Origin of the sequence: Streptomyces phaeolivaceus (genome assembly GCF_009184865.1) — a bacterium.
Lineage (GTDB): Bacteria > Actinomycetota > Actinomycetes > Streptomycetales > Streptomycetaceae > Streptomyces > Streptomyces phaeolivaceus.
Genome location: NZ_CP045096.1, coordinates 6,042,960 through 6,068,906, shown reverse-complemented (window position 1 = coordinate 6,068,906; position 25,947 = coordinate 6,042,960). Strand labels below are relative to the sequence as shown.

General features: G+C 71.7%; 9 protein-coding genes. 3 read left to right on the top strand and 6 right to left on the bottom strand.

All coding sequences use genetic code 11. The features are described from left to right. Positions 1 to 3: 3 nt before the first annotated feature. The 6 genes from F9278_RS28240 to F9278_RS28215 are packed head-to-tail and all read right to left on the bottom strand — an operon-like array spanning position 4 to position 22,466. Positions 4 to 7,230 (bottom strand): non-ribosomal peptide synthetase, encoded by a 7,227-nt coding sequence (locus tag F9278_RS28240; RefSeq protein WP_152170827.1) that lies wholly within the window; start codon positions 7,228 to 7,230, stop codon positions 4 to 6. Further along, entirely contained in the window at positions 7,220 to 19,795 is a 12,576-nt protein-coding gene (locus F9278_RS28235) for a non-ribosomal peptide synthetase (RefSeq protein WP_152170825.1), read from the bottom strand. Before F9278_RS28235 ends, F9278_RS28240 begins: the two co-directional genes overlap by 11 nt. After that, a complete protein-coding gene (locus F9278_RS28230) occupies positions 19,792 to 20,013 on the bottom strand; it encodes an MbtH family protein (RefSeq protein WP_152170824.1) in 222 nt (73 codons plus the stop codon). Before F9278_RS28230 ends, F9278_RS28235 begins: the two co-directional genes overlap by 4 nt. Before the next feature lie 50 nt (positions 20,014 to 20,063). Further along, positions 20,064 to 21,083 (bottom strand): 2,3-diaminopropionate biosynthesis protein SbnB, encoded by a 1,020-nt coding sequence (sbnB, locus tag F9278_RS28225; RefSeq protein ID WP_152170823.1) that lies wholly within the window; start codon positions 21,081 to 21,083, stop codon positions 20,064 to 20,066. Continuing rightward, on the bottom strand, positions 21,077 to 22,075 hold the full coding sequence (gene sbnA, locus F9278_RS28220; protein ID WP_152170822.1) for a 2,3-diaminopropionate biosynthesis protein SbnA: 999 nt from the start codon (positions 22,073 to 22,075) through the stop codon (positions 21,077 to 21,079). The genes sbnB and sbnA overlap by 7 nt, the downstream gene beginning before the upstream one ends. Further along, complete coding sequence (locus F9278_RS28215) at positions 22,053 to 22,466, bottom strand: hypothetical protein (protein ID WP_152170821.1); 414 nt, start codon at positions 22,464 to 22,466, stop codon at positions 22,053 to 22,055. Before F9278_RS28215 ends, sbnA begins: the two co-directional genes overlap by 23 nt. A gap of 292 nt (positions 22,467 to 22,758) precedes the next feature. Between F9278_RS28215 and F9278_RS28210 the strand changes: the two genes are divergently transcribed. The 3 genes from F9278_RS28210 (at position 22,759) to F9278_RS28200 (ending at position 25,904) form a co-directional block, all read left to right on the top strand. Continuing rightward, positions 22,759 to 23,292: a GNAT family N-acetyltransferase gene (locus F9278_RS28210; RefSeq protein WP_152170820.1), complete on the top strand. Its 534-nt coding sequence runs from the start codon at positions 22,759 to 22,761 to the stop codon at positions 23,290 to 23,292. Positions 23,293 to 23,368: 76 nt separating this feature from the next. Next, positions 23,369 to 24,478, top strand: coding sequence for a DegT/DnrJ/EryC1/StrS family aminotransferase (locus tag F9278_RS28205; protein ID WP_152170819.1), 1,110 nt, complete (start codon positions 23,369 to 23,371; stop codon positions 24,476 to 24,478). A gap of 16 nt (positions 24,479 to 24,494) precedes the next feature. Then, complete coding sequence (locus F9278_RS28200; protein ID WP_152170818.1) at positions 24,495 to 25,904, top strand: NDP-hexose 2,3-dehydratase family protein; 1,410 nt, start codon at positions 24,495 to 24,497, stop codon at positions 25,902 to 25,904. Positions 25,905 to 25,947 lie beyond the last annotated feature (43 nt).

The following is a 25,947-nucleotide window of genomic DNA, read 5'->3' as shown; positions in this document are numbered from 1 at the left end:
TGCTCACTCCTCGGTGTTGTCGATGATGACGGCCAGTCTGGCGGCCAACTCCTCTACGTACGGCGGACGCAGCACGCTCCAGTGACCGCCGGCCACGCGGTGGGTGCCCAGCCCGCCGTCCGCAAGCCCGCGCCACCAGTCCACGTAGCCGTCCAGGCGCATGCCCTCGATCGCTTCGTGGTCACCGGCCACGAGGTCGTCGGTCATGACCAGCTCCACGCGTCCCGGATAGCGCGGGAACCGGTAGGCCAGGCGTGCCTCCAACAGTTCCCGCCAGGAGCGGAGCCGGTCGGGCCACTCGCCATCGAGGTCGAACTCCTTGAGCCGGGCCTCGCCGTTGTCGACCACCCGGCCCACCGAGGCCAGGAGCTCTTCGCGGATCTCCCGGGCCTCGGGCCGCTCGCGCAAGGCCCCCAGCTGCCGCTCGGCCCTGCGGAAGAACTCCAGCCGTCCGGTCAGATGCTCCGTGTCGTGCGCCGTTGCGTCGACGACGGGATCGAGGAGCACCAGCCGCGGCCGTTCCCCTTCCGTGTGCAGGCGCCGGGCCATCTCCCAGGCGATGCCGCTGGACGCGCACCAGCCGAGGATCGTGTAGGGGCCGCGCGGCCGCTCCGCACGCAACTGCGCGAGGTAGGTCGTCGCAGCCTGCGCCACGCTCCCCGCGGCCTCGTGGTCGCCGGACAGGCCGGGCCACTCGAAAGCCCCCAAGGGTCGCTCCGGAGCGAGTACGTCGGCGAGGTCCCGGTACCAATGCGCGCTGCCTCCGCCAGGGTGCACACAGAACAGCGGTTCCCGCGTGCCGGTACCGCTGAGCCACAGGGACGCCGCGGAGGCCGGGCCGGACGCGCCCTCGGTGACCGCCGCCAGTTCGCGTACCGTGCGGTGCCGCAGGAACTCCCTGACCGTCACGTCCAGGCCGTGCTCCCTCCGCAGCCGGGCCACGATCCGTGTCGTGAGCAGCGAGTGACCGCCGAGCCCGAAGAAGTCGTCGTCCCTGCCTACCCGTTCCCGGCCGAGTTCGGCCCCCCACACCCGTGCGATCGCCTGCTCCACGGGCCCCTGCGGGGTGGTGGAAGCCGTTCTCACCGCGGGGAGCGCCGGGTCGGGGGCGGGCAGCGCCGACCGGTCGACCTTGCCGTTCGCCAGGAGGGGGAAGGACTCCGTCACCACGAAGTGGGTCGGCACCATGTACGCCGGGAGGACGCGGCCGACGTGCTGGCGCAGGGCAGCGACGTCGGTCCTTTCGCCGAGCGGGATCACGTAGGCGGCGAGCTGCTTCTCGTGGTGCGGGCCCGGCACCGCCCGCACCACGGCGGCCCGTACCTCGGGGTGCGCGCTGAGCGTCTTCTCGATCTCGCCCAGTTCGATGCGGAAGCCGCGGATCTTCACCTGGAGGTCCTCGCGGCCGAGGACCTCCACCCGTCCGTGCCGGTCCCTCCTGCCGATGTCACCTGTCGCGTAGATCCGCCCTCCGGGGAATGGAGAGTGGGGATCGGGCAGGAACACCTCCGCGGTTCTCCCCGGCTGCCCGAGATAGCCGCGGGCCAGACCGTCACCGGCGACGAAGATCTGCCCCGGTACTCCGGCGGGAACCGGCTCGAGCCGGTCGTCGAGGAGGTGTATCCGGGTGTTGGCCGCCGGCGCCCAGGACTGCGGGCTGCCGTCGGCGGCGAGACGGGTGCCGAAGCAGAAGACCGTTGCCTCCGTCGGGCCGTACATGTCCCAGACCTGGGCCTCGGTGGCGCACAGCAGTCTCGTCAGCCCGGCGTCCATCGCCTCGCCGCCGCAGAGCACCCGGAAGCCCGGGGGCGGGGTCCACTCGGATTCGGTCAGCATCCGCCAGGTGGTGGGCGAAGCCTGGAGGAACGTGGCGCCGCGGTCTTCGAGCAGCTCGCCCAGCGACTGCGGGTCCCGCGCCAGGTCGCCGTCGGCGAGCACCAGCCGCCCGCCGTTGGCCAGTGCGGAGAAGACGGCCATCTGTGCCACGTCCGTGGTGAGCGGAAGCACGAGCATCACCACGTCCCGATCGGTCAGAGCGGTGTTGGTACCCATCGTGCGGACCCGGTCGGCGAAGGCGCCGTGCCGGGCCATGACTCCCTTGGGACGGCCCGTCGAGCCGGAGGTATGGACCACGTAGACCAGGCTCTCGTCCCGTGTGTCGGCGACCTCCTGCTCGCCCGGTTCATCCCTGACCTGCTGCGGTACGACGACGGGTGTGGTCCCGGCCGGCAGGCGTGCCGCCAGGCCGGGGTCGGCGATGACGACGGCGACGCCGGCGTCCTCCAGCAGGCCGGTGATGCGGTCGATCGGGTGCTCCGGGTCGACCGGGACGTACGCCGCGCCGACGGTCAGGACGCCGAGCATCGCGGCGACGGCGTCCGGTTCGCGCGGCAGGCAGAGGCCGACGAGGTCCTCGGCGCGCACGCCGGCGCCGCGCAGCAGCGCCGCCCACGCGTTCGCGCGCTGCAGCAGCTCGCCGTAGGTCAGCCGGCCGTTCGCCGACTCCACCGCCACCGCCTGCGGCGTCCGCTCCGCGTGGGCGGCGACGCTCTGCTGCACGTGCCGGTCGGGCTTCGGCGCCCACGTGTCGTTCCCCTCGGCCAGCAGCCGCTCGCGGTCCGCCGCGGGCAGCAGTGAGGCCGTCGTGTCGCCTTCGGGGTCGGCGGCCATCGCCTCCAGCGCGGCGCGGTACATACGGGCGAGCAGCTCGGCGTGCCGACGGCCGACCCAGGCGGACTTGGCCGTGATCGTCATCCTGCCGCGGTGGGTGAGCGCGCACAGCGGGAACTCGTTCGGGCTGACGTCGGTGCTGGCGGAGGTGTCCACCATCTCCCGGTCCAGCACGTGGAAGTCGAGGTAGTTGAAGGCCACCTCCAGCAGCCGTCCTCTTCCCGCGAACTCCCGCTGGATCTCCGGCAGCGGGTACCGGCGGTGCGGCCACAGCTCCACCTCCTCGGCAAACACGGCTGCGACCAGCTCGCGCCATGTCGCGGCCTGTGCGGGGGCGCGGAACGGCACCGGGTTGAGAAACATGCCGCGGACCAGGTCGCCGCCCGACACCTCGGTACGGCCGTTCGCCACCACGCCCGAGTAGAAGGGCTTGTCTCCCCCGACGATGCGCCAGACGCTGATGTGGGCGGCGAGCAGCACACTCTTGAGTGACGCTCCGGCCCGCTCGGCAAGGCGGCGCAGGCCGTCTTCGATGTCGTGGAACGGCACCTCGACGGCATAGGTCTCGGGCCCGTCCGGGTCTGCCCACGCTGCCGGGATCGCCAGCCGGTCGGCGCTGCCGAGTCGGTCCCGCCAGAACGCGCGGTCGGCAGTGCCCGCCAAGCTGCGCTGCTCCTGGGCGATGAAGTCGGCGTAGCGGACGGGACCGCTGCCGATGTCCGGCTGGGGCAGGCCGTCGCGGATCGCTCGGTAGCGGTCCAGCAGCTCCGTGACGATGGAGTTGTGGCTCCAGCCGTCCAGGATCGCGTGGTTCTCGGTGAGCGAGAGATACCAGCGGTTGTCCGCCACATGGTGGGCGTGAAGGCGGATCAGCGGCGCCCGGGAGATATCGAGGACCCGGGCCCGCTCCTCGTCGCGAAACCGCGCCAGCAGGGCGGCCTGCCGCTCGGCAGGCTCCCCGCGCAGGTCCTCGTGGCCGAAGGGGACGGTCACCTCGGCATGCACCAGCTGCATCGGCTCGGAGAAGCTGGCCAGATCGAACGATGTGCGCAGGATCTCGTGCGCCGCGACCAGCGCGTCGGCTGCCGCGGCCAGCGCCGACACGTCGAACGCTCCGGTGTCGCGGATCAGGTAGCTGGTGACGTTGTGATAGAGGTTTCGGCTCGTGTCGGCGAGCAGTTCGTAGGCCATGCCGGCCTGCACGCGTGCCATCGGGTAGGCGTCCACGACCCCGTCCGGCACCTTTGCCCGGTCCTCCGCGCCGACGAGTGCGAACGGGGCGATGCCGGCCTCCTCGGCCTCGGCCGGTCCGGCGGGGCCCCGCCGGAGCAGCTCGGCGACGGTCTGGTGCCGGAAGAGGTCCTGCACCGAGTACCTGTGGCCGCCCTCCAGCAGTGCGCCGACCAGCCGCACGGCGCGGATCGAGTCCCCGCCGACGGCGAAGAAGTTGTCGTGCAGGCCGATCCGCTCGGTGCCGAGAACCCCGGCCCAGATCGCTGCCACGGCCCGTTCCTCGTCGGTGCGAGGGGCGACGTACGCCTCCGTGTCGCCCTGAGCGGTGCCCTCGGGCGCGGGCAGCGCCCCATGATCGGTCTTGCCGCTCACCGTCAGCGGCAGCTGCTCCAGGAGCACGAAGAACGCCGGGACCATGTAGCCGGGCAGCCGCTCGGCGACGTACGCACGGAGCTCTGGCACGCCCACGGCGGCACCCTCGGCGGGCACGGCGTAGGCGACGAGGTGCCGTTCGCCCTCGGCGGTCTCGTGCACGGTGACGAGCGCGGAGGCCAGTCGGGGGTGGCCGGACAGGCAGGCGCGTACCTCGCCGAGCTCGATACGGAAGCCGCGGATCTTCACTTGCTCGTCGGCCCGGCCAACGAAGGCGAGTTCGCCGTCGGCCAGGACCCGGGCCTTGTCCCCGGAGCGGTAGAGCCGAGCGCCCGGCGGACCGAACGGATCGGGCACGAAGCGTTCCGCCGTGAGCCGGGGCCGGCCGAGGTAGCCGCGGGTGACCCCGGCGCCGCCGACGTGGAGTTCGCCGGGGACACCGACGGGCACAGGGGCCATCCGCTCGTCGAGGACGTACGTCGCGAGGTCGGGGATCGGCTGCCCGATCGGGCTGCGGTCGCCGGCCAGGTCGGCGGGGCCCACCGGCCGGTAGGTGACGTGGACGGTCGTCTCTGTGATCCCGTACATGTTGACCAGCTGTGGCCGGGTGCCACCGAACCGGTCCCACCACGGCGCCAGAGCGGCCACGTCGAGCGCTTCGCCGCCGAAGACGACCAGGCGCAGCCGAAGCCCGTCGAGCACGCTGTCGCCGCGGGCGGCCAGCTCGGTCAGCGACCGGAACGCCGACGGCGTCTGGTTGAGCACCGTCACGCCCTCGTCGGCGAGCAGCCGTGAGAGGTCCCACGGCGAGCGGGACACCTCGTAGGGGACGACGACGAGTCGGCCGCCGTACAGCAGTGCGCCCCACATCTCCCAGACGGAGAAGTCGAAGGCGTACGAGTGGAACAGCGCCCACACGTCGTCGGGCCCGAACCGGAAGTCCCGGTCGGTCGCGGTGAACAGCCGAACGACGTTGGCGTGGGTGACCTGGACGCCCTTGGGGGTGCCGGTCGACCCGGAGGTGTAGATGGCGTAGGCCAGATCGTCGGGGTGCGCATCGATCTTCGGTGCCTCGGCCGGCAGCGCGGCGAGCGCGGCGGCTTCGCCGGGGGCGTCGAGGACCAGCAGCCGGTCGGCCTCGCCCGCCCCGGCGACCCTGCCGGAGAACGCCGACCGAGTGATCACCACACGGGCGGAGGCGTCGCGGACCAGGAAGTCGATGCGCTCGGCCGGCTGGTCGGGGTCGAGCGGAAGGTAGGCGGCACCCGCTCTGAGCACCGCGAGCAGCGCGACCACCATGTCGGCGCTCCTGGGGAGGCAGATGCCGACCAGGTCGCCGCGGCCGACGCCGCGCGCGCGCAGCCGGTGGGCCAGCCGACTGGTCCGGGTGTCCAGTTCGGCGTAGGTCAGGTGCTCGCCCGCCCACGTCACCGCGACCGTGTCGGGCCGCTCCCGGGCCACGGCGGCGAACCGCTCGTGCAGGCAGACGTCGGCCGGGGCGGAGACGGCCGGCGGGCGCGCCAGCTGGGCCAGCTCCTCTCGGTCCAGCAGCGGGAGTTCGCCCACCCGTCGGCCGGGATCGGCCACAGCGCCACCGAGCAGGCGGACGTAGCGCGCGGTCATGCGGCGCACCGTCTCGGTGTCGAGCAGTGCGTGAGGGAAGGTGGCCTCGCCGGACACCGAGCCGTCCGGGTGCTCCTCCAGCGTCCAGCTGAGGTCGAACTTCGCCTGGTGGGCGGCGAGTCCGATCGGCTCGCCGATCACCGCTCCGGCCTCGAAACGCATCCGCTCGTTGTTCTGCAGGGTCAGGTTGACGCCGGCCAGGGGGTGCTTCGACAGGTCGCGGTCGACACCGAGCGCGTCGACGATCCGCTCGAAGGGCGTGTCCTGGTGGGTGTACGCGTCGAGCGAGGTGCTGCGGGCGCGCTCGAGCAGTTCCGCGAAGGTCGGGTCACCCGAGACGTCGGCGCGCAGCACCAGCAGGTTGACGAAGATGCCGAGCAGGTCGTGGGTCTCGGGGCGGGTGCGGCCCGCGATCGGGGTGGCGACGGGGAAGTCGGTCTGCCCCGTGTAACGGTGCAGCAGCGTCCACAGCGCCGCCAGGTAGACCATGAAAGGGGTCGCCTGGTGCCGCTTGGCCAGCAACGCGACCTGGGTGCCGACCGCGGCCGGGATGTCGAAGCGCACTGTCGTGCCCGCGGGCTGCCAGGTGGCCGGCCGCGGCCGGTCGAGGGGCAGCTCCAGCGTCGGCAGGTCGCGCAGCCGCTGGGTCCAGTGGGCGAGGTCCCCTGCCAGCCGTTCGCCGGAGAAGTGGTCGCGCTGCCACGTGGCGAAATCGGCGTACTGCAGGGCGGGGGCGGGCAGTTCCCGGCCTGTGCACAGCGCGGTGAGCTCGCGCAGCATCACGCTGCCGGACCAGCCATCGACCGCGATGTGGTGCACCAGGATCACCAGCATGTGCTCCTCGGGTGCCAGTCTGATCAGCCGTACGCGCAGCACCGGGCCGGCCGCCAGGTCGAGCGGGTGGGTGGTCTCCTTCTCCAGTAGAGAGTCCAGCTCGCCCGGGTCGGCGCCAACGAGGTCGGTGAAGGCGACGGCGACCTCGCACGCCGCGTCGACGACCTGGACGGGTTCGCCGTCGGGGTTGGTGACGTACCGGGTCCGCAGGATCTCGTGCCGACGCACGAGTTCTCCGACGGCACCCGGCAGGTCGACGGTGGAGAGGTCGCCGCGCAGCCGGAGCGTGAGCGGGACGAGGTAGTCGGTGCCGCCCGGACGGAGCTGGTCGAGCACCCACAGGCGTTGCTGCGCGAAGGAGAGCGGTAGTGAACGATCACGCGGGATCGGTGAGATGGCCTGCTCGCGCGACGGTGGCTGAGCGGCACGCTGCCGCAGGCGCTCGCGGAGCAGCCGTGCGCCCGTGCCCGGTACCTGCTTCGGCTCGTCAGTGTTCATCGTCATGTCCTTCTGGTCCGATCGGGGCGTTCGGGCCGGCGGCTGCGTCCTCCTCGGCCTCGGCCAGCCTTTCCAAGGCCAGCGCCTGTTCGCTGACGGTCCTGGCCTCGAACAGCAGGCGCAGCGGTACGTCGATGCCGAAGAGGTCGCGCAGCCTGGCCATCAGGCGGGTGGCCAGCAGCGAGTGGCCGCCCACCCGGAAGAAGTCGTACTGGGTGCCGACCGTCTCCAGGCCGAGGACGTCGGCCCACGCTCCGGCGATCGCCTCTTCCACCTCGTCCGCCGGAGCGACCGGCGCGTCGAGGGCCAGGCCGGAGTCGGGCTCCGGCACCGGCAGTGCCTTGCGGTTCACCTTCTGGCTCACGTTCACCGGCAGTTCGGCGAGCGTCATCCACAGGTCCGGCACCATGTACTCCGGGACCCGGTCGGCCACGAAGTCCCGCAGTTCCGTGGGTGACGGGGCCTGGCCGGTCCGGGGCACCACGTAGCCGACCAGCCGACGGTCGCCGGGAGCGACCTCCTGGACCGCCGCCGCGGCAGCGCGGAGCGCGGGGTGGGAGGCCAGCGCTGCCTCGACCTCGCCGAGCTCGATCCGGAAGCCGCGCAGCTTGACCTGGGTGTCGATGCGGCCGAGGAACTCGATCACGCCGTCGGACCGGAAGCGCGCCTGGTCGCCGGTGCGGTACAGACGCCCTCCGGCTTCGTCCCCGAAGGGGTCGGGTACGAACCGCTCCGCAGTCGTCCGGGGCTGCCGGAAGTAACCGCGGCTGACCCGGACACCACCGACGTAGAGCTCCCCGGCGACCCCGACGGGCACCGGCCGGAACGCCTCGTCGAGCACGTACGCCCGGGTGCCCGGCAGCGGACGGCCGATCGGCACGGCGGTCTCCGGTGGTGCCTCGGTCAGTTCGGCGTCGGACACCGTGTGCGTCAGACAGGCCACGGTGGTCTCGGTGGGGCCGTACACGCACAGCAGGTGCGCCGGCAGCCCGCTCTCCCGCCACATCCGGATGTCGTGGTGGGTGACCACCTCGCCGCCCACGGCCACCACGCGCAGCCCGGCGAGCCGGGGGTCGCGGTGCCCGACGGTCGCCATCATGTCGCGGAAGTACGAGGCGGGCAGCGCCGTGTGCGTCACGCCGGTTGCCGCGAGCAGGTCCGGCAGGTCCGGCGGTGCCACGACGCCGCCCGGCCCGGCCACCACCGTGGCGCCGACCAGCAGAGGCGCGGCCATCTGCGCGATGGACGGGTCGAAGGTGAGTGCGGCGAGCAGCAGCACACGGTCACCCGGGCGCATGTCGTGCCTCGCGCCGTGCACGCGGCTGTGATGCACGCACGCGTCGTGCGGGACCATGACGGCCTTGGGAACGCCGGTCGATCCCGAGGTGTAGATCATGTAGGCGAGGCGGGACGGCTCGCCGGGCACCGTCTCCACAGCGGGGTCCGCGGCGTCCGCGTCCGAGTCGTCCACCAGCACGACGGGCGTCGCCGCGTCGCTGAGCCCCGCTTCGAGCCAGCGTTCCGTCAGCACGGCGGCCGGCTGCAGGTCCTCGAGCATCAGCGTCAGGCGCTGCCGCGGTTGGGTGACGTCCAGCGGTACGTAGACCCCGCCCGCCCGGGCAACGGCGAGCAGTGCCACCACCGCGGACGGCGAGCGCTCCAGGCAGACCGCCACCGGCGTCTCGGGCCGCACGCCGACCGCGCGCAGCCGGGCCGCCAGGGTGGTGGCCCGCCCGGCCAGTTCCGCGTACGTGAGCCGTTCACCGGGCCCCTCCACGGCGGCTGCGTCGGGGGTCCGGGCGGCCTGGGCGGCAAAGGCCTCGTACAGGCTCTCCCGCTGCGCACCGGCCGGGACGTCGTTCCATTCCCGCAGCAGCTGGTGACGCTCTGCGTCGTCCAGCACCGCCAGCTCGCTGATCCGTCGGCCGGAGTCGCTCGCCGCGGAAGCGGCCAGGCGGCGGAAGTGGCCCGCCAGCCGTCGTATCGTCTCCTCGTCGAAGAGCGCGGTGTCGTACTCCAGCTCCAGCTCGTAGCCGCCGCCGGTCACGGCGGCGACACCCAGGATGAGGTCGAACTTGGCCGTCGACCGGTCGACGCCGACGCGCTCGACGCCGAGCCCCGCCAGCCGGGGCGCCACCGCGGGCGTCTCGCGCAGACCGAACATGATGTCGGTCAGCGGCGACCGGGACAGCTCGCGGTGCGGTGCCAGTTCCTCGACCAGCCGGTCGAACGGCAGCTCGTCGTGAGCGAAGGAGTCGAGGGTGCGGTCCCGCACGCGGTCGATCAGGGCGGCCACCGAGGGGTCGTCGCCGACGTCCACACGGAGCAAGACCGTGTTCACGAAGAATCCGGCCACGTCCTCCAGCTCCGGCCGGCCCCGGCCGGCGACGGCCGTGCCGATCGTCAGGTCGGTGGCGCCGGTGTAGCGGTGGAGCAGCGCGTAGAAGACGCTCAGGAACGTCATGTACGCGGTTGCCCCATGCCGTCGGCCCAGGGCGAGGAGCGGGCCGGTGATCTCGTCGCCGAGGGGGACGCGCAGGGTGGCGCCGAAGCCGGTTCGCACGCCCGGCCGGGGCCGGTCGGTACGCAGTTCCAGTGACTCGAACCCGGCGAGCCGCTCCCGCCAGTACGCAAGCTCCGCGTCCGCCGACCCGTCCGCGAGCGCCGCTCGCTGCCAGGCCGCGTAGTCGGCGTACTGCAGGGGCCGCGGCCCGGGCGTCGGCACCAGTCCGGCCAACCTGGCCTCGTAGCAGCCCGACAGCTCGCGAACGAGGATGCCCTCGGTCCAGGCGTCGGTGACCAGGTGGTGCATGACGAGCAGGAAGACATGGTCCTCGGCGCCCAGCCGGATCAGGTACGGACGGACGGGCACCTCCTCGGCCAGGGCGAACGGCCGTTCCGCGAACGAGCGCAGCAGCGCGGGCAGTTCGTTCTCGTCGGCGAGCTCGCCCAGCTCGGTGACCGGCAACCGCACCGGAAGGGCCGGATCCACGACCTGGACCGCCTCGCCGTGCTCCCCGGTCACGTAGCGGGTCCGCAGAATGTCATGACGGACCGTCAGGTCGCCGAGCGCTCCGGACAGAGAACCGATGTCCAGCGGGCCGGTGAGCCGCAGCGCGAGCGTGACGTGGTACTGGACGCTGCCGGGTGCCAGCTGGTCGAGGAACCACAGCCGCTGTTGCGCGAACGACAGCGGTGCCGGGCCGGTGCGGGTCACGGCCGTGGGCACGGTGGTCTCCTCCACCGCGTCCCCGGACGCCACACGCGCGGCCAGCGCGGCCACGGTGCGGTCCTCGAACACCGCCCGCACGCCGACGGCCACGCCGAAGGCGGCACGCACTCGCCCGGCGACCCGCACCGCGAGCAGTGAGTGGCCCCCCAGCTCGAAGAAGTCGTCGTCGATCCCGACGGCGTCGAGCCCGAGCACCTCGGCCACGATCTCGGCGACCACCTTCTCCTGTGGAGTGCGGGGTGGCGACAGGACGGCGTCCCGGGTGTCCGGCAGGTCCCCGTGGTCCGGCAGCGCGGCGCGATCCGCCTTGCCGCTGGTGGTGAGTGGCATCCGGTCGAGGGGGACGAAGACCGAGGGCACGTAGGACTCCGGCAGCCGCGCGGAGACGTGGGCGCGCAGCTCCCGGTGCGGGGGCAACTCCGTGCGCGGTACGGCGTAGGCCACGAGCCGGAGCAGTCCGTCCGGTCCGGGCCGCGCGGCCACGACGCAGTCGACGAGTTCGGGATGCGCGGCCAGTACGGCCTCGACCTCACCCGGCTCGACGCGCACGCCCCGGATCTTGACCTGGTGGTCGGTGCGGCCGAGGAACTCCAGCACGCCGTCCGCCCGGCGCCGCACCACGTCCCCGGTCCGGTAGGCGCGGGCGCCCGGCGGTCCGTAGGGGTCCGGTGCGAAGAGTTCGGCTGTCAGCCTGGGCCGGTGGAGATAGCCCCTGGCCAGTCCTTCGCCCGCGATGTACAACTCACCGGGGACGCCGACCGGGGCCATGCCGCCACCGGGCGCGCAGACCACCGTACGGGTGTTGTCGAGCGCGCGGCCGATCGGTACGACCCCAATGCCGTCCGGTGCGGGGGTCTCCGGCCGGAATGTCCATGCGGTGACGTCGATCGAGCTCTCCGTCGGCCCGTAGGTGTTCACCAGGACCGCGCCCAGCCTCGCGCAGAGTCGGCTCGCGAGGTCGTTCGGCAGCGGTTCGCCCGCGGAGAAGAGCAGCCGGAGCGAGGTGCAGCGTTCGAGACCGGTCTCGTCCGCGAGCGCGCGGTAGAACGACGGCACGCCCTGCAGCACGGTGACCCGGTGCCGCACCACTTCCTCGATCAGCGCCGCCGGGTCCCGCTCGACGCCTTCCGGGGGCAGCACGACCGTGCCGCCGGAGACCAGCGGGCCGAAGAACTCCCAGACCGAGGCGTCGAACGTGAGCGCCGTCTTCTGCAGCAGCCGGTCGTCGGCGCACAGCCCGTGGTGGTCGACCGCCCACAGCACGCGGTTGCGGATTCCGCGGTGCGGTACCGCCACGCCCTTGGGCCGGCCGGTGGAACCGGAGGTGTAGATGACGTACGCGGTCGCGTCCGGATCGCTGGCCACCGGAGCCCCGTCACCCGTCCGGGCTTCGATGACGGTGCCTTCCGCCACGAGGTCCAGCACGGGCGTGCCGAGCCCGGCCGCCGGGGACGACGCGTCCGCCACGATCACCAAGCGGGCCCGCGCGTCCTCGACCATCCAGGCCAGCCGCTCCTGCGGGTGGTTCCCATCGAGGGGGAGGTACGCCGCCCCGGCCCTGTGGACACCCAGCAGGGCTACGGCCAGTTCCGGCTGCCGAGGCAGGCACACGGCCACCACGTCGTCGCGGCCGATGCCGACGGCACGCAGGTGCCGGGCCAGCCGATTCGCCCGCTGGTCGAGTTCTCGATAGGTGAGCCGACCGGTTGCGCACACGACCGCCGTGGCCTCCGGCGTGCGTGCGGCCTGCTCGGCAACGAGTTCCGGGAGGCCTGCGTCCGGCCGGGGCCGCAACGCGCCCGCCGCCCCGTGCGTGAGTGCGTGCCGCTCGCCGGAGTCGAGCATCTCCAGTCGGCTCACCGGGGTGTCCGGCGCCGCCACCGCCTGCTCCAACAGGTTCACGTAGTGCCGGGCCAGCCGCGCGACGGTCGCCTCGTCGAACAGCGCGGTGGCGTACTCGATCTCTCCGGTGAAGCCTCCGCCGCCATCGCGAGTGAGTTCGAGGGTGAGGTCAAACTTGGCGGTGCGCGAGGGAACCGGCTCCGCGGCGACCTCCAGTCCTGGCAGCCGGAAATGGCGCGTGATGCCGTCCCGATAGGTGAACAGCACCTGGAAGAGCGGGTTGCGGGACAGGTCGCGCTGCGGCGCCAGTTCCTCGACCAGCCGCTCGAACGGCAGCTCGTCGTGCAGGAAGGCGTCCCCGACGGTCTCGCGGACCCGGGCCAGCAGTTCGCCGAAGGAGGGGTCGTCCGCCAAGTCGGCACGCAGCACCAGTGTGTTGGAGAAGAACCCGATGAGGTCCTCCAGCTGCTCTTCGCCGCGGCCGGAGACCGGGACGCCCACGGCGAGGTCCGTGCGACCGCTGTAGCGGGCGAGCAGCACCAAGAATGATGTGAGGCCGACCATGAACGGCGTGGCTCCGGCGCGGCCGGCCAGTTCACCGAGGGCCGCCGCCGTCGCCGACGGCACGGTGAAGCGGAGCACCGCGCCCTGCGGGTCGCGGACGGCGGGCCGGGGCCGGTCGGCGGGCAGCTCGGTCGGGTCCAGGCCCGCCAGTTGCCCGCGCCAGTACCGCAGGAGCTCGTCCATGGGCTCGTCCGACAGGCGCTCGTGCTGCCACACGGCGAAGTCGGCGTACTGCACGGTCGGTTCAGACGACGGCTCGCCGCGGTACCCGGCCTCCAGCTCGGCGGCCACGACGTCCATGGACCAGGCGTCGACGGCGATGTGGTGGATCACGAGCACCAGCACGTGTTCCTCGGCCGAGACCCGCACCAGACGGGCCCGCAGCACGGGCCCGGTCGCCAGGTCGACCGGTGTGTCCAGTTCCTCGCGCAGCACCGTGCCGGCGTCCGCGTGCTCCGCCGCGAGCCGGATCACCGGAGGCTCGTCGACGATCTGGACGGGGTCATGCCCGGCCTCGGCGACGTACCGCGTGCGCAGCACCTCATGCCGCCTCACCAGGGCGGTCAGCGCCGCGGACAGCGCGTCGGTGTCGATCCGGCCGCGCAGCCGCAGCACGGTCGCGACCAGGTACTCCGTACTGCCGGGACTCAGTTGGTCCAGAAGCCACAGGCGGCGCTGTGCGAAGGACAGCGGCACCGGCCGGGAGCGGTCGGCAAGGGGGATGGACGGCCCCAGGGGGATCACTGACGCCGGGGTGGTCACGGGGGTGACGGACTCCTCCTGCGGTGCGACGCCGAACACCTCGGTGACCTGGGCCAGCGCGCGCCGGGCGAGGAGCTCGGCGAGCCCGGCGACGGTCTGCGCGGAGAACACGTCGCGGACCGAGACCGGTACGGGAAGCCGATCCCGCAGCCGCGCCGCGACCCGGATCGCGAGCAGGGACTGCCCGCCGAGGTCGAGGAAGCGGTCGTCGCGGCCGACCCGCTCGACACCGAGCACGTCGGCCCACACCTCGGCGACCAGCCGCTCCGCCGGAGTGACCGGGGCGACGTGGGCCTCCCGCACGGCCGTCGGCGCGCTCAACGCGGGCAGCGCCCGGCGGTCGACCTTGCCGTTGCGCAACAGCGGCAGCTCATGGCGCAGTTCCCACAGATCCGGCACGAGGTGCGCGGCCAGCCTCTCGGTGAGGTGTGCCCGAAGGTCCGCCACCGTCACCTGTGACGGGTCGGCGACGACATGGGCGGCGAGCCGGGTGTTGCCCGAGTCCGTCAGGTCGGCCACCACCACGGCGGCCCGGACGGCCGGGTGTGTGCGCAGAACGCCCTCGACCTCGCCCGGCTCGACCCGGAAGCCCCGGATCTTCACCTGGTGGTCCCGCCGACCGAGGAAGAGCAGGGTGCCGTCAGGCAGTCGGCGGGCGAGGTCGCCCGTGCGGTACAGGCGTGCTCCCGGCTCGGTCGCGTAGGGATCCGGCACGAAGGAACGGGCGGTGAGGCCGGGGCGGTTCAGGTAGCCGAGGCCGACGCCCAGGCCGCCCACGTGGATCTCGCCGACCGCTCCGGCCGGCACTTCCCGCAGAACCTCGTCGAGCAGGCGCACGTACATGCCAGGGATCGGCCGGCCGATGGGCACGGGCCCCGGGGTGGCCTCACCCGCCTGGAGGACGTGCACGCAGCAGGCGACGGACGTCTCGCTCGGGCCGTAGCTGTTGACGACGCGGGTCGTCGGCGTGGTGGAGCTCCAGCCGGCGAGCTGCTCCCCGCGCAACTGCTCACCGGCTACGACGAGGCTGCGCGCGCTGCCCGCGAACACCTCGGCAGGCAGTACCTCGTGCAGCATCTCCAGGTGGGTCGGCGTCAGTTTGACCACGCCGTACGGGCTCGTGGAGCGTGCCCGGGCCAGCGCCGTGGCCAGCGGCTCGACTCCACCAGCGGAGGTGTCGAGCAACTCCACCGGGGCACCGGCGACCAGCGCGGGGTAGAGCGAGGTCAGAGCGAGGTCGTAGGCGAGCGAGGTGTGCACCGGCGAGCCGGCGTCCGCGTCGAGGGGCAGCTCTCCGGCCGCCCAGCGCAGGTAGTTGGCCAGGCCCCCGTGGGTGACCACGGCGGCCTTGGGGCGTCCGGTGGAGCCCGAGGTGTAGACCGCGTAGGCCGGGTCGCCCGGGTCCGGGCCGTCGTCGGGTGTCGTCGTCGGCAGGGCCGCGAGGCGGGCCTGCTCTGCCGGATCGTCCGGCGTGAGCAGCCTGGTGCCGGGCGGTGGCGCGGGCAGCGAGCCCGTGAGGGCGACGACGACGGGCGCGTTCGTGTCCGCCAGCGCGTCGGTCAGCCGCTGAACCGGGTGCCCGGGATCGAGCGGGATGTAGGCCGCGCCCGACTTGAGCACCGCGAGCAGCGCGACGACGAGGTCGACGGTCTGGGGCAGCCGGACGACCACGAACGAGCCCCGCCGGGCGCCGAGTTCGCGCAGCCGGTGGGCCAGCCGGTTGGCTGCGGCGTCCAGCTCGGCGAAGTCGAGGGTACGACCGTGCCCGGTGACGGTGGTGCCGGGTGCGGCCGCCGCACGGGAGGCGAACAGTTCGGGCAGTGTCGCGCGCTCTTCGCCGCTCGCCGGTACGGCGGGTGCCGCGGGAGCCTCGGGGGTGGTGAGCGCCGCGAGATCCGTCACCGCCACGTCTGGTTCGGCGGCCACCGCGACGAGCAGCCGCCGGAGGTGCTCGGCGAACCGAGTGACGGTGGAGCGGTCGAAGAGGGACGTCGCGTACTCGATCCTGCCGTCCAGCCCGCCGTCAGGGCGCGCGGTCAGGTGACAGCCGAGGTCGAACTTGGCGCCGGGTGGGTCCGGACACATCAGCCGGTCCGGACCGCCGTCCTCGTGCACTGCGAACAGGATGCCGACCAGCGGGTTCCGGGACAGGTCCCGCTCCGGTGCCACGTGCTCGACCACGAGTTCGAAGGGCACGTCGGCGTGGGCGTATGTCTCGACGGCGGCGTCCCGTACGGCGGCCACCATGTCCGTGAACGACCGTCGGCCCGCCAGATCGGTCCGCATGACCACGGTGTTGACGAACAGGCCGACGAGGTTCTCGGTCTCCGGCCGGTCGCGCTCGGCGACGGGCATGCCGATGGCGAGGTCCGACCGGCCGGTGTAGCGGCCCAGCGCCGCGAGGAAACCCGTGAGCAGCGTGATGAACGGAGTCGCGTGGCGCTGTCGGCCGGTCTCCTCCAGACTCCGGACGACCGATGCCGGAACGGCGAACCGAACGGTGCCGCCCCGGGATACGCGGACGGCGGGCCGCACCCGGTCGGTTTCGAGCTCGGTCGGCTCCAGCCCGGCGAGCCGACGGCGCCAGAACTCCAGTCCGCGCTCCAGCCGCGCGCCGGTCATCCGGCTGCGCTGCCAGAGGGCGTAGTCGGAGTAGCGCACCGGCAACGACGGCAGGGGCTGCTTCCCATAGACCGCCAGCAGGTCTGCGGTGAGCACCTCGTGGGACCGATCGTCGGTCACGATGTGGTGCGCGATGAGCAGCACGACGTGCGCCCCGTCAGGCGCACGCACGACCCGGACCCGGACGGGCGGGCCTGCGGACAGGTCGAACGGCCGCGTCAGTTCCTCGGCGAGGATCGCCTGGGGGTCGCCGTCCTCGACGACCGGCCGGATCGCCGCGGCCGGTTCCACCGTCTGGAGCGGCTCTCCGGAGTCGTCCGTCACGTACCGCGTGCGCAGGATCTCGTGCCGCTCGAACAGCGCGGTCAGCGCACGCTCCAGGCGGCCGGCGTCGAAGGGCTCCGGCAACCGGACCGCGAGCGGCTCGAGATAGGCGGTGTCGTCCGGGCCGAACTGGTGCAGCAGCCACATCTGGCGCTGCGCGAACGACAGCGTCCGCGGGCCTGTGCCCGTGGCGGGGATCAGCGGCGCCGCCTCGTCGTCGTCGGCGGCGGTCAGCCGAGCGGTGATGCCGGCGATGGTCCGGGCCTCGAACAGCCCGGAGACGCCAAGGCCGACCCCGAACAGGGCGCGCAGCCGGCCGACGGCGCGTGCGGCGAGCAGCGAGTCGCCGCCGAGGGCGAAGAAGTCGTCGTCCGGGTCCGTCAACGGGCGATCGAGCAGCTCCGCCAGTACGTCCGCGACGGCCTGCTCCCTGCGGCTCAGTGTGCTGCCACGCGGCGGAGCGGAGGCGGGCAGCGCGGAGGGGGCGGGCAGCGCGGCGCGGTCGATCTTGCCGTTGGGGGTCGTGGGGAAGGCGCTCAGCGGCACGAACCGCGACGGGATCATGTACGGCGGCAGCAGTGCCGCGCAGTGCCGCGCGAGCTCGTCGGCGGGGGGCGGTGCGCCGTCGTCGCCGACGACGTAACCCACCAGTCGGGCCTCGCCGTTCCGGTCGTCGACGGTGCGGACCACGGCGTCCCGTACGGCGGAATGGGCAGCCAGGACGCTCTCGACCTCGCCGGGTTCGACCCGAAAACCGTGGATCTTGATCTGGTGGTCGGTCCGGCCGAGGATCTCGATGCGGCCGTCGGCGTGGCGGCGAGCCACGTCGCCGGTGCGGTACAGCCTGGCGCCGGACCCGTCATAGGGGTTGGGCACGAACCGTTCGGCGGTCAGCGCGGGACGGCGCAGATAGCCCGCTGCCAGTCCGGCTCCGCCGATGTACAACTCGCCGCGGCCGCCGACGGGAACCGGCCGCAGCCGTTCGTCGAGGACGTGGAGGGTGGTGTTCGCCACTGCGGCGAAGTCACGCACCACGCCGTCCTCGATGGCGGCCACCGACGACCACACCGTGGTCTCGGTGGGGCCGTAGAGGTCCCACAGCCGTACGCCTCTCGCACACAGCCGCCGGGCGAGCCCCTCAGGCAGCTTCTCGCCGCCGCACAGGGCGGTGAAGTCCGCCGACGGCGTCCAACCCGAGTCGAGCAGCAGGCGCCAGGTCAGCGGTGTGGCCTGCATCACCCGCGCGTCTACGCGGTCGAGCAGGGTCGCGAGCCGCTCAGGGTCCCGCGCCTCGGCCTGCGAGGCGACGACCACGCGGCCACCCACCAGCAGCGGCAGGAAAAGCTCGAGGACGGCGATGTCGAAGGAGACGGTTGTGACTGCGGGGAAGACCGCGCCGGGCGCCAGACCCGGCCGCTCCCGCATCGACCACAGGAAGTTGACCAGAGCGCGGTGGGTCACCACCACGCCCTTGGGCCGGCCCGTCGAGCCGGAGGTGTAGATCACGTAAGCCGTGTCGTCCAAGTCCGCGGTGACATGGAGCTCCCGGTCGGGGCCGTCCACCTCGACGTCCTCGAACAGCACCGTGGTGGCCGATGTCGCGGGCAGCCCGTCGCGCACCGCGGCGGAGGTGACCAGGAAGCGGGCCCGGGAGTCGTCGAGCACGAAGGAAAGCCGGTCGGCGGGGTGCCCGGGGTCGAGCGGCACGTACGCCGCGCCGGCGCGCTGCACGCCGAGCAGTGCCGCGACGAGTTCCACTCCGCGCGGCAGTGCGATGCCCACCAGGTCGCCGGGACCGGCGCCGAGCGCGCACAGCCGGCGGGCCAGTGCATCGCTGAGCGCCATGAGCCCGGCGTAGGTCAATGAGCAGTCGGCGTCCTCCACCGCGACAGCGTCCGGCGTCGCCGCCGCCTGCGCCGCGATCAGCTCGTACGCCGGCGTCTGGGGCACCGGGACGGCAGTGGCCCGTGGCAAGGGCAGGGCGGCTGTTCTCCGGGCCGGCGGAAGGATCTCCAGATCACCGATGGCGCACAGCGGGTTCCGTACGGCGGAGCGGCACAGCTCCGCGAGCCCCTCGGCCAGTCGCTCGGCGGCTTCGACGCTGAACAAGGATGTGGGGTACTCGAGTTCACCGACGAGCTGACCGTCCGTGTCTCGCAGTAGTCGCACCACGAGGTCGTGGCGGGTGTTCACGGTGCGCGGCCGTACCGGGTCGGCAGTGTGTGTCCCGAGGGTGGCGGAAACTCCGTCGGCGATCTCGACGAGCACGCCGAACATCGGGTTGCGGGACAGATCGGTCCCGGACGAAAGGAGACCGGCGAGGAATCCCCCGTCGGCGCCGTGCGCCGCTGCGACCGTGTCGGAGGCCTCTCGCACTGCGTCGTCGAAGGGCGAGCCCGGCGGCAGGTTCAGGGGTACGGGGACGGTCCGGCCGTCCTCGCGCAGGCCGACGACACCGGTCCACTGGCCACTGTGGCGGGCCAGCAGCGTGTGGACCGCGACGAGGAGGACTGCGGAGAGTCGGCGACCGGTGGACGCGGGAAGGTCCGCCGGCAGGGCGACGGGCACTCTCGCGCCGGCCGGTCGCCGGACGTGGGCGCGTGGCCGATCGGCCGGAGCCTCGGCCGCGGGGGTGGACGTCAGCAGGTCGAGCCACGCCTCGTCCGGCCGGTCGGCCGGAGCGGGGGCTGCGTCCGCGGCGTGGCCACCGTCCGGTGCGGCCACGCCGTAGCGGGCGCCGATCTCGGTGATGAGCCCGGCGGCGTTGATCCCGCGGACCGTCTCGTGCAGGACCAGGAGCAGGACGTGGTCGTCGGGCCCGAGCGCGATCAGCGCCGCGGCGAACGAGCGCGGCTTGAGGGAGGCTGTCAGCGTGGGCAGGAACTCCTCACAGGCGCGCGCCGTCTCGGTCGTGTGGATGTCGGCGCGCGCCAGGTCGTCCTGCTCCGAGCGCGGGTTGGTGAGGAGCACGGGTACGCCGTCCCCGTCGGCCCACCGGGTGCTGATCTCCGGGTGATGTCGCAGCGTGTCGGCCACCGCGGTCGCGAGCACCGACTCGTCGAGCGTCCCGCGCAGCCGGGTGGCCGCAGAGGTGACGTGCGTGCCCGGGGCCGGGTCGAGCCGCTCCGGAGACCACTTCGGGCGCTGGAGGGCGTCCGGTGTGACGGAACCGGCACCGTCTGCTGCCGAGTCGGTCATGTTCGGTGTGGGACCGCTCATCGCCCACCTGACTCGGCAACGCGCTCGTCGGCCATGCGCCGGCGCAGGCTCAGGGGGCGCATGTCTGTCCAGACGCGCTCGATGTGGTCGAGGCAGGCCTCCCGGGTCCCCGAGGTGCCCTCGGCGCGCCAGCCGGCCGGCATCTCCCGGTCGGCTGCCCAGATGGAGTACTGCTCCTCGTGGTTCATCACGACCAGATACGTCTCGTCGGACGACATGTGCTCTCCTCCAGCTGACAGTGCGGATGTGCGGTGCGGCGGCCTCGGCGTCAGGCGCCGGTGCCGCTGCGGTCGGTTGTGAAGTCCCGCAGCTCGATGCCCATGCCGAGAGCCTCGGCCGTGTCGACCACGTGGGCGGCCAACGCGGCGTCGAGGGCCCCCAGGCCGAACGGTGAGAAGACGGTGACGCCGTCGGGGTCGTGCGGTGCCGTCGCCGCCCCGGCCAGCACGTCGCCGATCTCCGCGGCGATGAACTGTCGATCGCCGACCATCTGTTCGGCCAGGTCGAGCGAGGTGGAGGCGCGGCAGACATGGTCGGCGTCGTCGACGACGTTGGTGGCGGTGAGGAGGGATGCGGGAGTCAGGTCGCGCAACGACAGGTGCAGGACGACCGTGCCCGGACGGCAGGCGTCCGTTGTGATGTGCGGCGTGCTCGCGGTGGTGGCCAGGGAGACGATCCGGTGCGCGGCGAACGCGGCGTCGATGCTGTCGGCGGTCTCGACCGTCAGCCCGGGCCAGGTCGCCCGCACCGTGGCCCCGAAGGCCCGTGTCCGCTCCGCGTCGAGGTCGAAGAGCGTGACCCGGTTCAGCTCCGGCAACTGCACCCGGAGGAAGCTCAGCACCTCGTGGTTGATCACTCCGCAGCCGATGAGGGAGACACCTGTGCGGGCGGCTGATCCTGCCGCCTCGGTGAGCGTCGCGGCGGCCAGTGCGGCGCCGGCCGCCGTACGGCGGGCGGAGATGACCGAGCCCTCGACCAGGGCCACCGGCTGCCCGTCCGTCATCGAGTTGAGCAGGATGGCCGCGGAGGCACGCTCTGCCCCCCGTGCGACGTTGCCGGGGAACGACGCGATCCACTTGACGCCGGCGACCGGGCGCTCGCCGCCGACGTAGGCGGGCAGCGCGATGATCCGGTTCCGTGCGTCGTCGGGGAACCGCAGGAAGACCGACTGTGGCACCGACGTCTGCTTCCGTGCGTGGGCGACGTAGGCGTCCCGGACGGTTCGGATCACGTCCTCGTGCGATCGGTCCAAGATGGAGGTGACGTCGCTGCGGCGGAGAATCAGCACTCTGCCTGCTCCTTCCAGAGATATCGGATGTCACCGAAGTGCGCTTCGACCCACGCGTCGGAGTAGATGGTGTCCAGGTAGCGCTCGCCCCGGTCCGGCAGCACCAGCACGCAGTTGGCGCCGTCCGGTAGTTCATCGGCGAGCCGGGCGGCCGCGCTGACAAGCGCCCCGGACGAGCCCCCGGCCAGGATCGCCTCGACTCCCGCCAGTCGCCGGCAGCCGACCACACAGTCCTGGTCGGTCATACGCATGACGGAATGGGCGATTCCGTCGTAGTGCAGTCCCGGCCTGATCGCCGCGCCGTGGCCGGGGACGAGCCGGGAGCAGCCCGGCTGCCCGAAGATGGCACTGCCCTCGGCGTCCACCGCCACGACGCGGGTCGCTAGCCCGTGCTCGGTGATGTACTGCACGCAGCCATTGATCGTCCCGCAGCTGCCCGTCGCCACGAGGAGGTGGTCGACGGAGCCGTCCAGTTGCTCGGTGATCTCCTGCATGACCCGCGTCTGGGCCTTCGCGTTGAGCTCGTTCGCGTACTGGTCGGGCCAGAACGAGTGCGGGATGTCGTGCAGCAACTCGCGCACCCGTCGGATGCGCGCGGAGAGGAAGTCCCCCTGGGCGTTGTCCGGCGTGGTGACGACGTCGACCTCGGCGCCGTAGGCGCGGAGGATGCTGATGTTCTGTGCGGTCGTCTTCGGGTCGACCACACAAACGAACCGGATGCCATACAGTCTGCACACCTGTGCGAGTCCGATGCCGAGATTTCCCGAACTCGACTCGATCACCGTCGACTTGCCGGGTACGAGCCGGCCGATCTCCATGGCACCCACCACCATGCCGGTGGCCGCCCGGTCCTTGCCGCTGCCGCCGGGATTCAGTCCCTCCAGCTTGGCGTGGAAGCGGGCGGGAGAGTCCGGGAAGAGACGGCTCAGCCGTACCAGCGGAGTACCGCCGACGGCAGAAAGGATTCCCTCAGTGGTGCTCAAGTGCGGCATCCGCGCCCTTGTCGTCCCAGACGCGGTCCACGGACTTCGTGAAATCGGGCAGGATCTCCTTCCGGTCCGCGATGTCGACGATGTACTCGGATATCTCCCGGAAGGTCTTCCCTCGGAAGCCTTCGAGCTCCTCCAGGAGCTTCACGTCGAGCTCGTTCTCCAGGTCGAGCAGCACCTGCACCACAGAGAAGGAATCGAGATCGCTCAGATCCTGCGGCTCGGGGACATCAGGCTGCTCGGCACAGATGGCAATGGCCGTCTGGCGAATGACCTCCGTCATTCTGTCGACCAGTATCGGGTCGATGGCCGTAGCGGCTTCTTCATCCGACATGATTTCTCCCAAACGTTCCTGTTGATCGACCGGCCGGGCCTTCCCGGCAGAGTCGGTCATGAATTGCACCACTGAATTCTTCCACCGGGGCGGAAGGACCGTAACCACGGCTTCGGTTGCCGGTCAACAGAGTTGGGGGTCGTTCCGCACGGTGTCCCGCCGGCGAGACAGTCCACCTTTCCTGAACCGCGGATTTTCCGGGCGGCGCTTGACTGCCCGTTGTCCGCGTCACTAACTTCTGCCCGGATCTAATGATTTTGTCGACTCCATTCCCACCGCATCGGAATTACGGGCCGCTCCGCTGTGGCCGCCGTGCGACGAAAAACTCACAGCGAAACGAGGACGGTGTTCCATGCTGTTCCCCCATACCGGGTCCAGGCAGGTCGAGCTGCGCCCGGCAGGTGCGACGGACGCGACGCAGGCGTACGAGATCCTGTTCCGGCTCGGTGCCGCCGGGCTACCCGTGATCGACTCCTATGTGCGCTCATTCGGTGAAGGCCTGTCGGCATGCTTCCTGGTCCACCACAAGGGCACAGGCGAGGTCGTCGGGCTCAGCACTCTTTCCAGCCCGACGTCGGCCGGTCACCTGCGGATGGAGGTCCATCTGTCCACGGAGTCGGCCGAAGAGCTCACCCGTGACGTGCACGCGCTGACCGCCAACTTCGCCTTCGCGATGTGGCGCACGCGCAAGGTGTATCTTCACCGCAGCTCCCCGGACGTCGCCGCCATCGGCTTCGATGACGAGTTCGCGCCCCTCGTCCGCGCCGAGGCCGTGCTTCCCGATCACACCTATTTCCACGGCCGGCTGTGGGACGTCCATGTCTTCGCGATCCACCGCGAGGACTGGGACATCCAGGGTGTCGATCTCCTGAAGCAGATCGTCTGACCCGGTTGGGGCCGCCCATTCTTCATGGCCTACTTCATGATTCCTGACGGCGATTCAGTGGAGGTGACGTGCCGATATGACCCAGCACGTGTGGGGTTATCTGCCAGAGTACGAGAAGGAGCGCGCGGACATCATCGACGCCGTGGAAACGGTGTTCAGCTCCGGGCAGTTGGTGCTCGGTGAGAGTGTCCGCTCCTTCGAGCGGGAGTTCGCCGCCTATCACGGCGCCGCGCATTGCGTCGGTGTCGACAATGGCACGAATGCCATCGTGCTCGGCCTGCGTGCCCTGGGTATCGGCCCGGGCGACGAGGTGATCACGGTCTCGAACACGGCGGCGCCCACCGTCGTGGCGATCAACGCCGTCGGCGCGACGCCGGTGTTCGTCGATGTCGACCCGGCGACCTACCTCATGGAGGTCGACCAGGTGGCCGCCGCGATCACCCCGCGGACCCGCTGCCTGCTACCGGTCCACCTCTACGGCCAGTGCGTGGACATGGCGCCGCTGGAGGCCCTGGCGGCCAAGCACGACCTGGTCATTCTCGAGGACTGCGCCCAGGCGCACGGCGCTCGCCACCACGGCCGCATCGCCGGCTCGATGGGCAAGGCGGCGGCATTCTCGTTCTACCCGACCAAGGTACTGGGAGCCTTCGGTGACGCCGGTGCCACGGTGACCAGCGACGCCGGGATCGACGCGAACCTGCGCCGGCTGCGCTTCTACGGCATGGAGGAGCGGTACTTCGTCATCGAGACGCCGAGCTACAACAGCCGGCTCGACGAGGTGCAGGCCGAGATCCTCCGCCGCAAACTGACGCGGCTCGACGACTACGTCGGGCGACGGCGGGCCATCGCCGCACGGTACGCGGAGGCTTTCGCGGGTACCGACCTCGTCACGCCGGCCACGGCGCCCGGCAACGAGCACGTGTACTACGTCTACGTGGTGCGCCACCCCCGGCGGAACCAGATCATCGAAGCGCTCAAGGCCCACGACATCGTGCTGAACATCAGCTATCCGTGGCCGGTGCACACGCAGAAGGGCTTCGCGTACCTCGGCTATCCGGAGGGTTCCCTTCCGGTGACCAGCCGGGTGGCCGACGAGATCTTCTCCCTGCCCATGTACCCGTCACTGACGGACGGTGAGCAGGATCGTGTCATCGACAAGGTGCGCGACGTCCTGGCAAAACTTTGACGAAGGCGAGCCGTTCATGAAGCGAGTCGCGGAGCCCGATCCGCATGGAGGAGACCTCCGCGGATCGGTCGGCGGCCAGGGTCGCATGTCCACCGGCGAGTTCCACCGGTGGTGGGCCGACCGGCGCGAGGCCGGCGGGTTCTCGGTGAAGCGGATCCCCTTCGCGCGTCTGGACTCCTGGGCTTTCGAGCCGGGCACCGGCAACCTCGGGCACGCCAGCGGACGGTTCTTCACGATCGAGGGACTGCGGGTCCGCGAGAACGGTGCGGAGACCTGGTCACAGCCGGTCATCAACCAGCCGGAGATCGGGATCCTCGGCATCGTCGTCAAGGAGTTCGACGGCGTCCTGCACTGCCTCATGCAGGCGAAGATGGAACCCGGGAACGTCAACACCATCCAGCTGTCTCCGACGGTGCAGGCGACGCGCAGCAACTACACCCAGGTGCACCGCGGAGCCGGCACCCGGTACCTGGAGTACTTCGTCGGGCCGGGCCGCTGTCAGGTGCTCGTCGATGTGCTCCAGTCGGAGCAGGGCGCCTGGTTCTGGCGCAAACGCAACCGCAACATGGTCGTCCTGGCCACCGGCGACGTCCCTCTGCACGAGGACTTCTGCTGGCTGACCCTGGCCCAGATCCGCGAGCTGACCCATGAGGACAACATGGTCAACATGGACGCCCGCACGGTGCTGTCCTGCATGCCTTTCGCCCTGCCCGACGAGGCGGAGGCCGAGAGCGGTGATGCCTTCCGGGACGCCCTCGTCCGCTCGTACCAGTACCAGGACGCCGGTCGGCGCGCGCTGCACACGGCGAGCGAGATCCTGAGCTGGTTCACCGAGGCGAAGACCCGGTGCGAGTGGACCGCCCGGCTGGTGCCGATGACCGACGTACCCGGCTGGTCGCGGGACGAGTGGCAGATCACGGACGACGAGGAGCGGCACTTCCGCATCGTCGCGGTCGAGGTCGCCGCCGGGACCCGGGAGGTCACCCGCTGGACGCAGCCCCTGCTGTACCCGCGTGGTGAGGGCCGGGCGGTGTTCGTCGTCCGGCCCATCAACGGAGTGATCCACCTGCTGGTCCGGGCGCAGCCCGAGTACGGACTGATGGATCTCGTGGAGATGGCGCCCACCGTGCACCTGCACCCCGGCTCGGACATGTCCGACGTCCGGGAGTCCTTCCTGCGCGAGTCCCTGGCCCCCGGCGGCGGCGCGCGAATGCGGTACGACCACCTGTTGTCGGAGGAGGGCGGCCGCTTCCACCACGCGCTCACCCGGTACCAGATAGCCGAGGTGGGGGAGGACTTCCCTCTCGATGTGCCCCCCGGCTTCTGCTGGATGACGGTGCGTCAGCTGACTGACCTGCTCCGCCACGGTCACTACCTCAATGTCGAGGCCCGGTCCCTTCTGACATGCCTGCACAGCCTGTGCTGAGCGGCGGCGGTTCCCTCGGCCGGGCCAACCCAAGCCACAACCC

Excerpts from the sequence above, each read along its gene's own strand:
- F9278_RS28230 (WP_152170824.1), bottom strand. The coding sequence starts at position 20,013 with ATGTCGTCCGACGAGACGTATCTGGTCGTGATGAACCACGAGGAGCAG.
- F9278_RS28205 (WP_152170819.1), top strand. The coding sequence starts at position 23,369 with ATGACCCAGCACGTGTGGGGTTATCTGCCAGAGTACGAGAAGGAGCGC.
- F9278_RS28210 (WP_152170820.1), top strand. The coding sequence starts at position 22,759 with ATGCTGTTCCCCCATACCGGGTCCAGGCAGGTCGAGCTGCGCCCGGCA.
- F9278_RS28240 (WP_152170827.1), bottom strand. The coding sequence starts at position 7,230 with ATGAACACTGACGAGCCGAAGCAGGTACCGGGCACGGGCGCACGGCTG.
- F9278_RS28200 (WP_152170818.1), top strand. The coding sequence starts at position 24,495 with ATGAAGCGAGTCGCGGAGCCCGATCCGCATGGAGGAGACCTCCGCGGA.
- F9278_RS28235 (WP_152170825.1), bottom strand. The coding sequence starts at position 19,795 with ATGAGCGGTCCCACACCGAACATGACCGACTCGGCAGCAGACGGTGCC.
- sbnA (WP_152170822.1), bottom strand. The coding sequence starts at position 22,075 with ATGCCGCACTTGAGCACCACTGAGGGAATCCTTTCTGCCGTCGGCGGT.
- F9278_RS28215 (WP_152170821.1), bottom strand. The coding sequence starts at position 22,466 with ATGACCGACTCTGCCGGGAAGGCCCGGCCGGTCGATCAACAGGAACGT.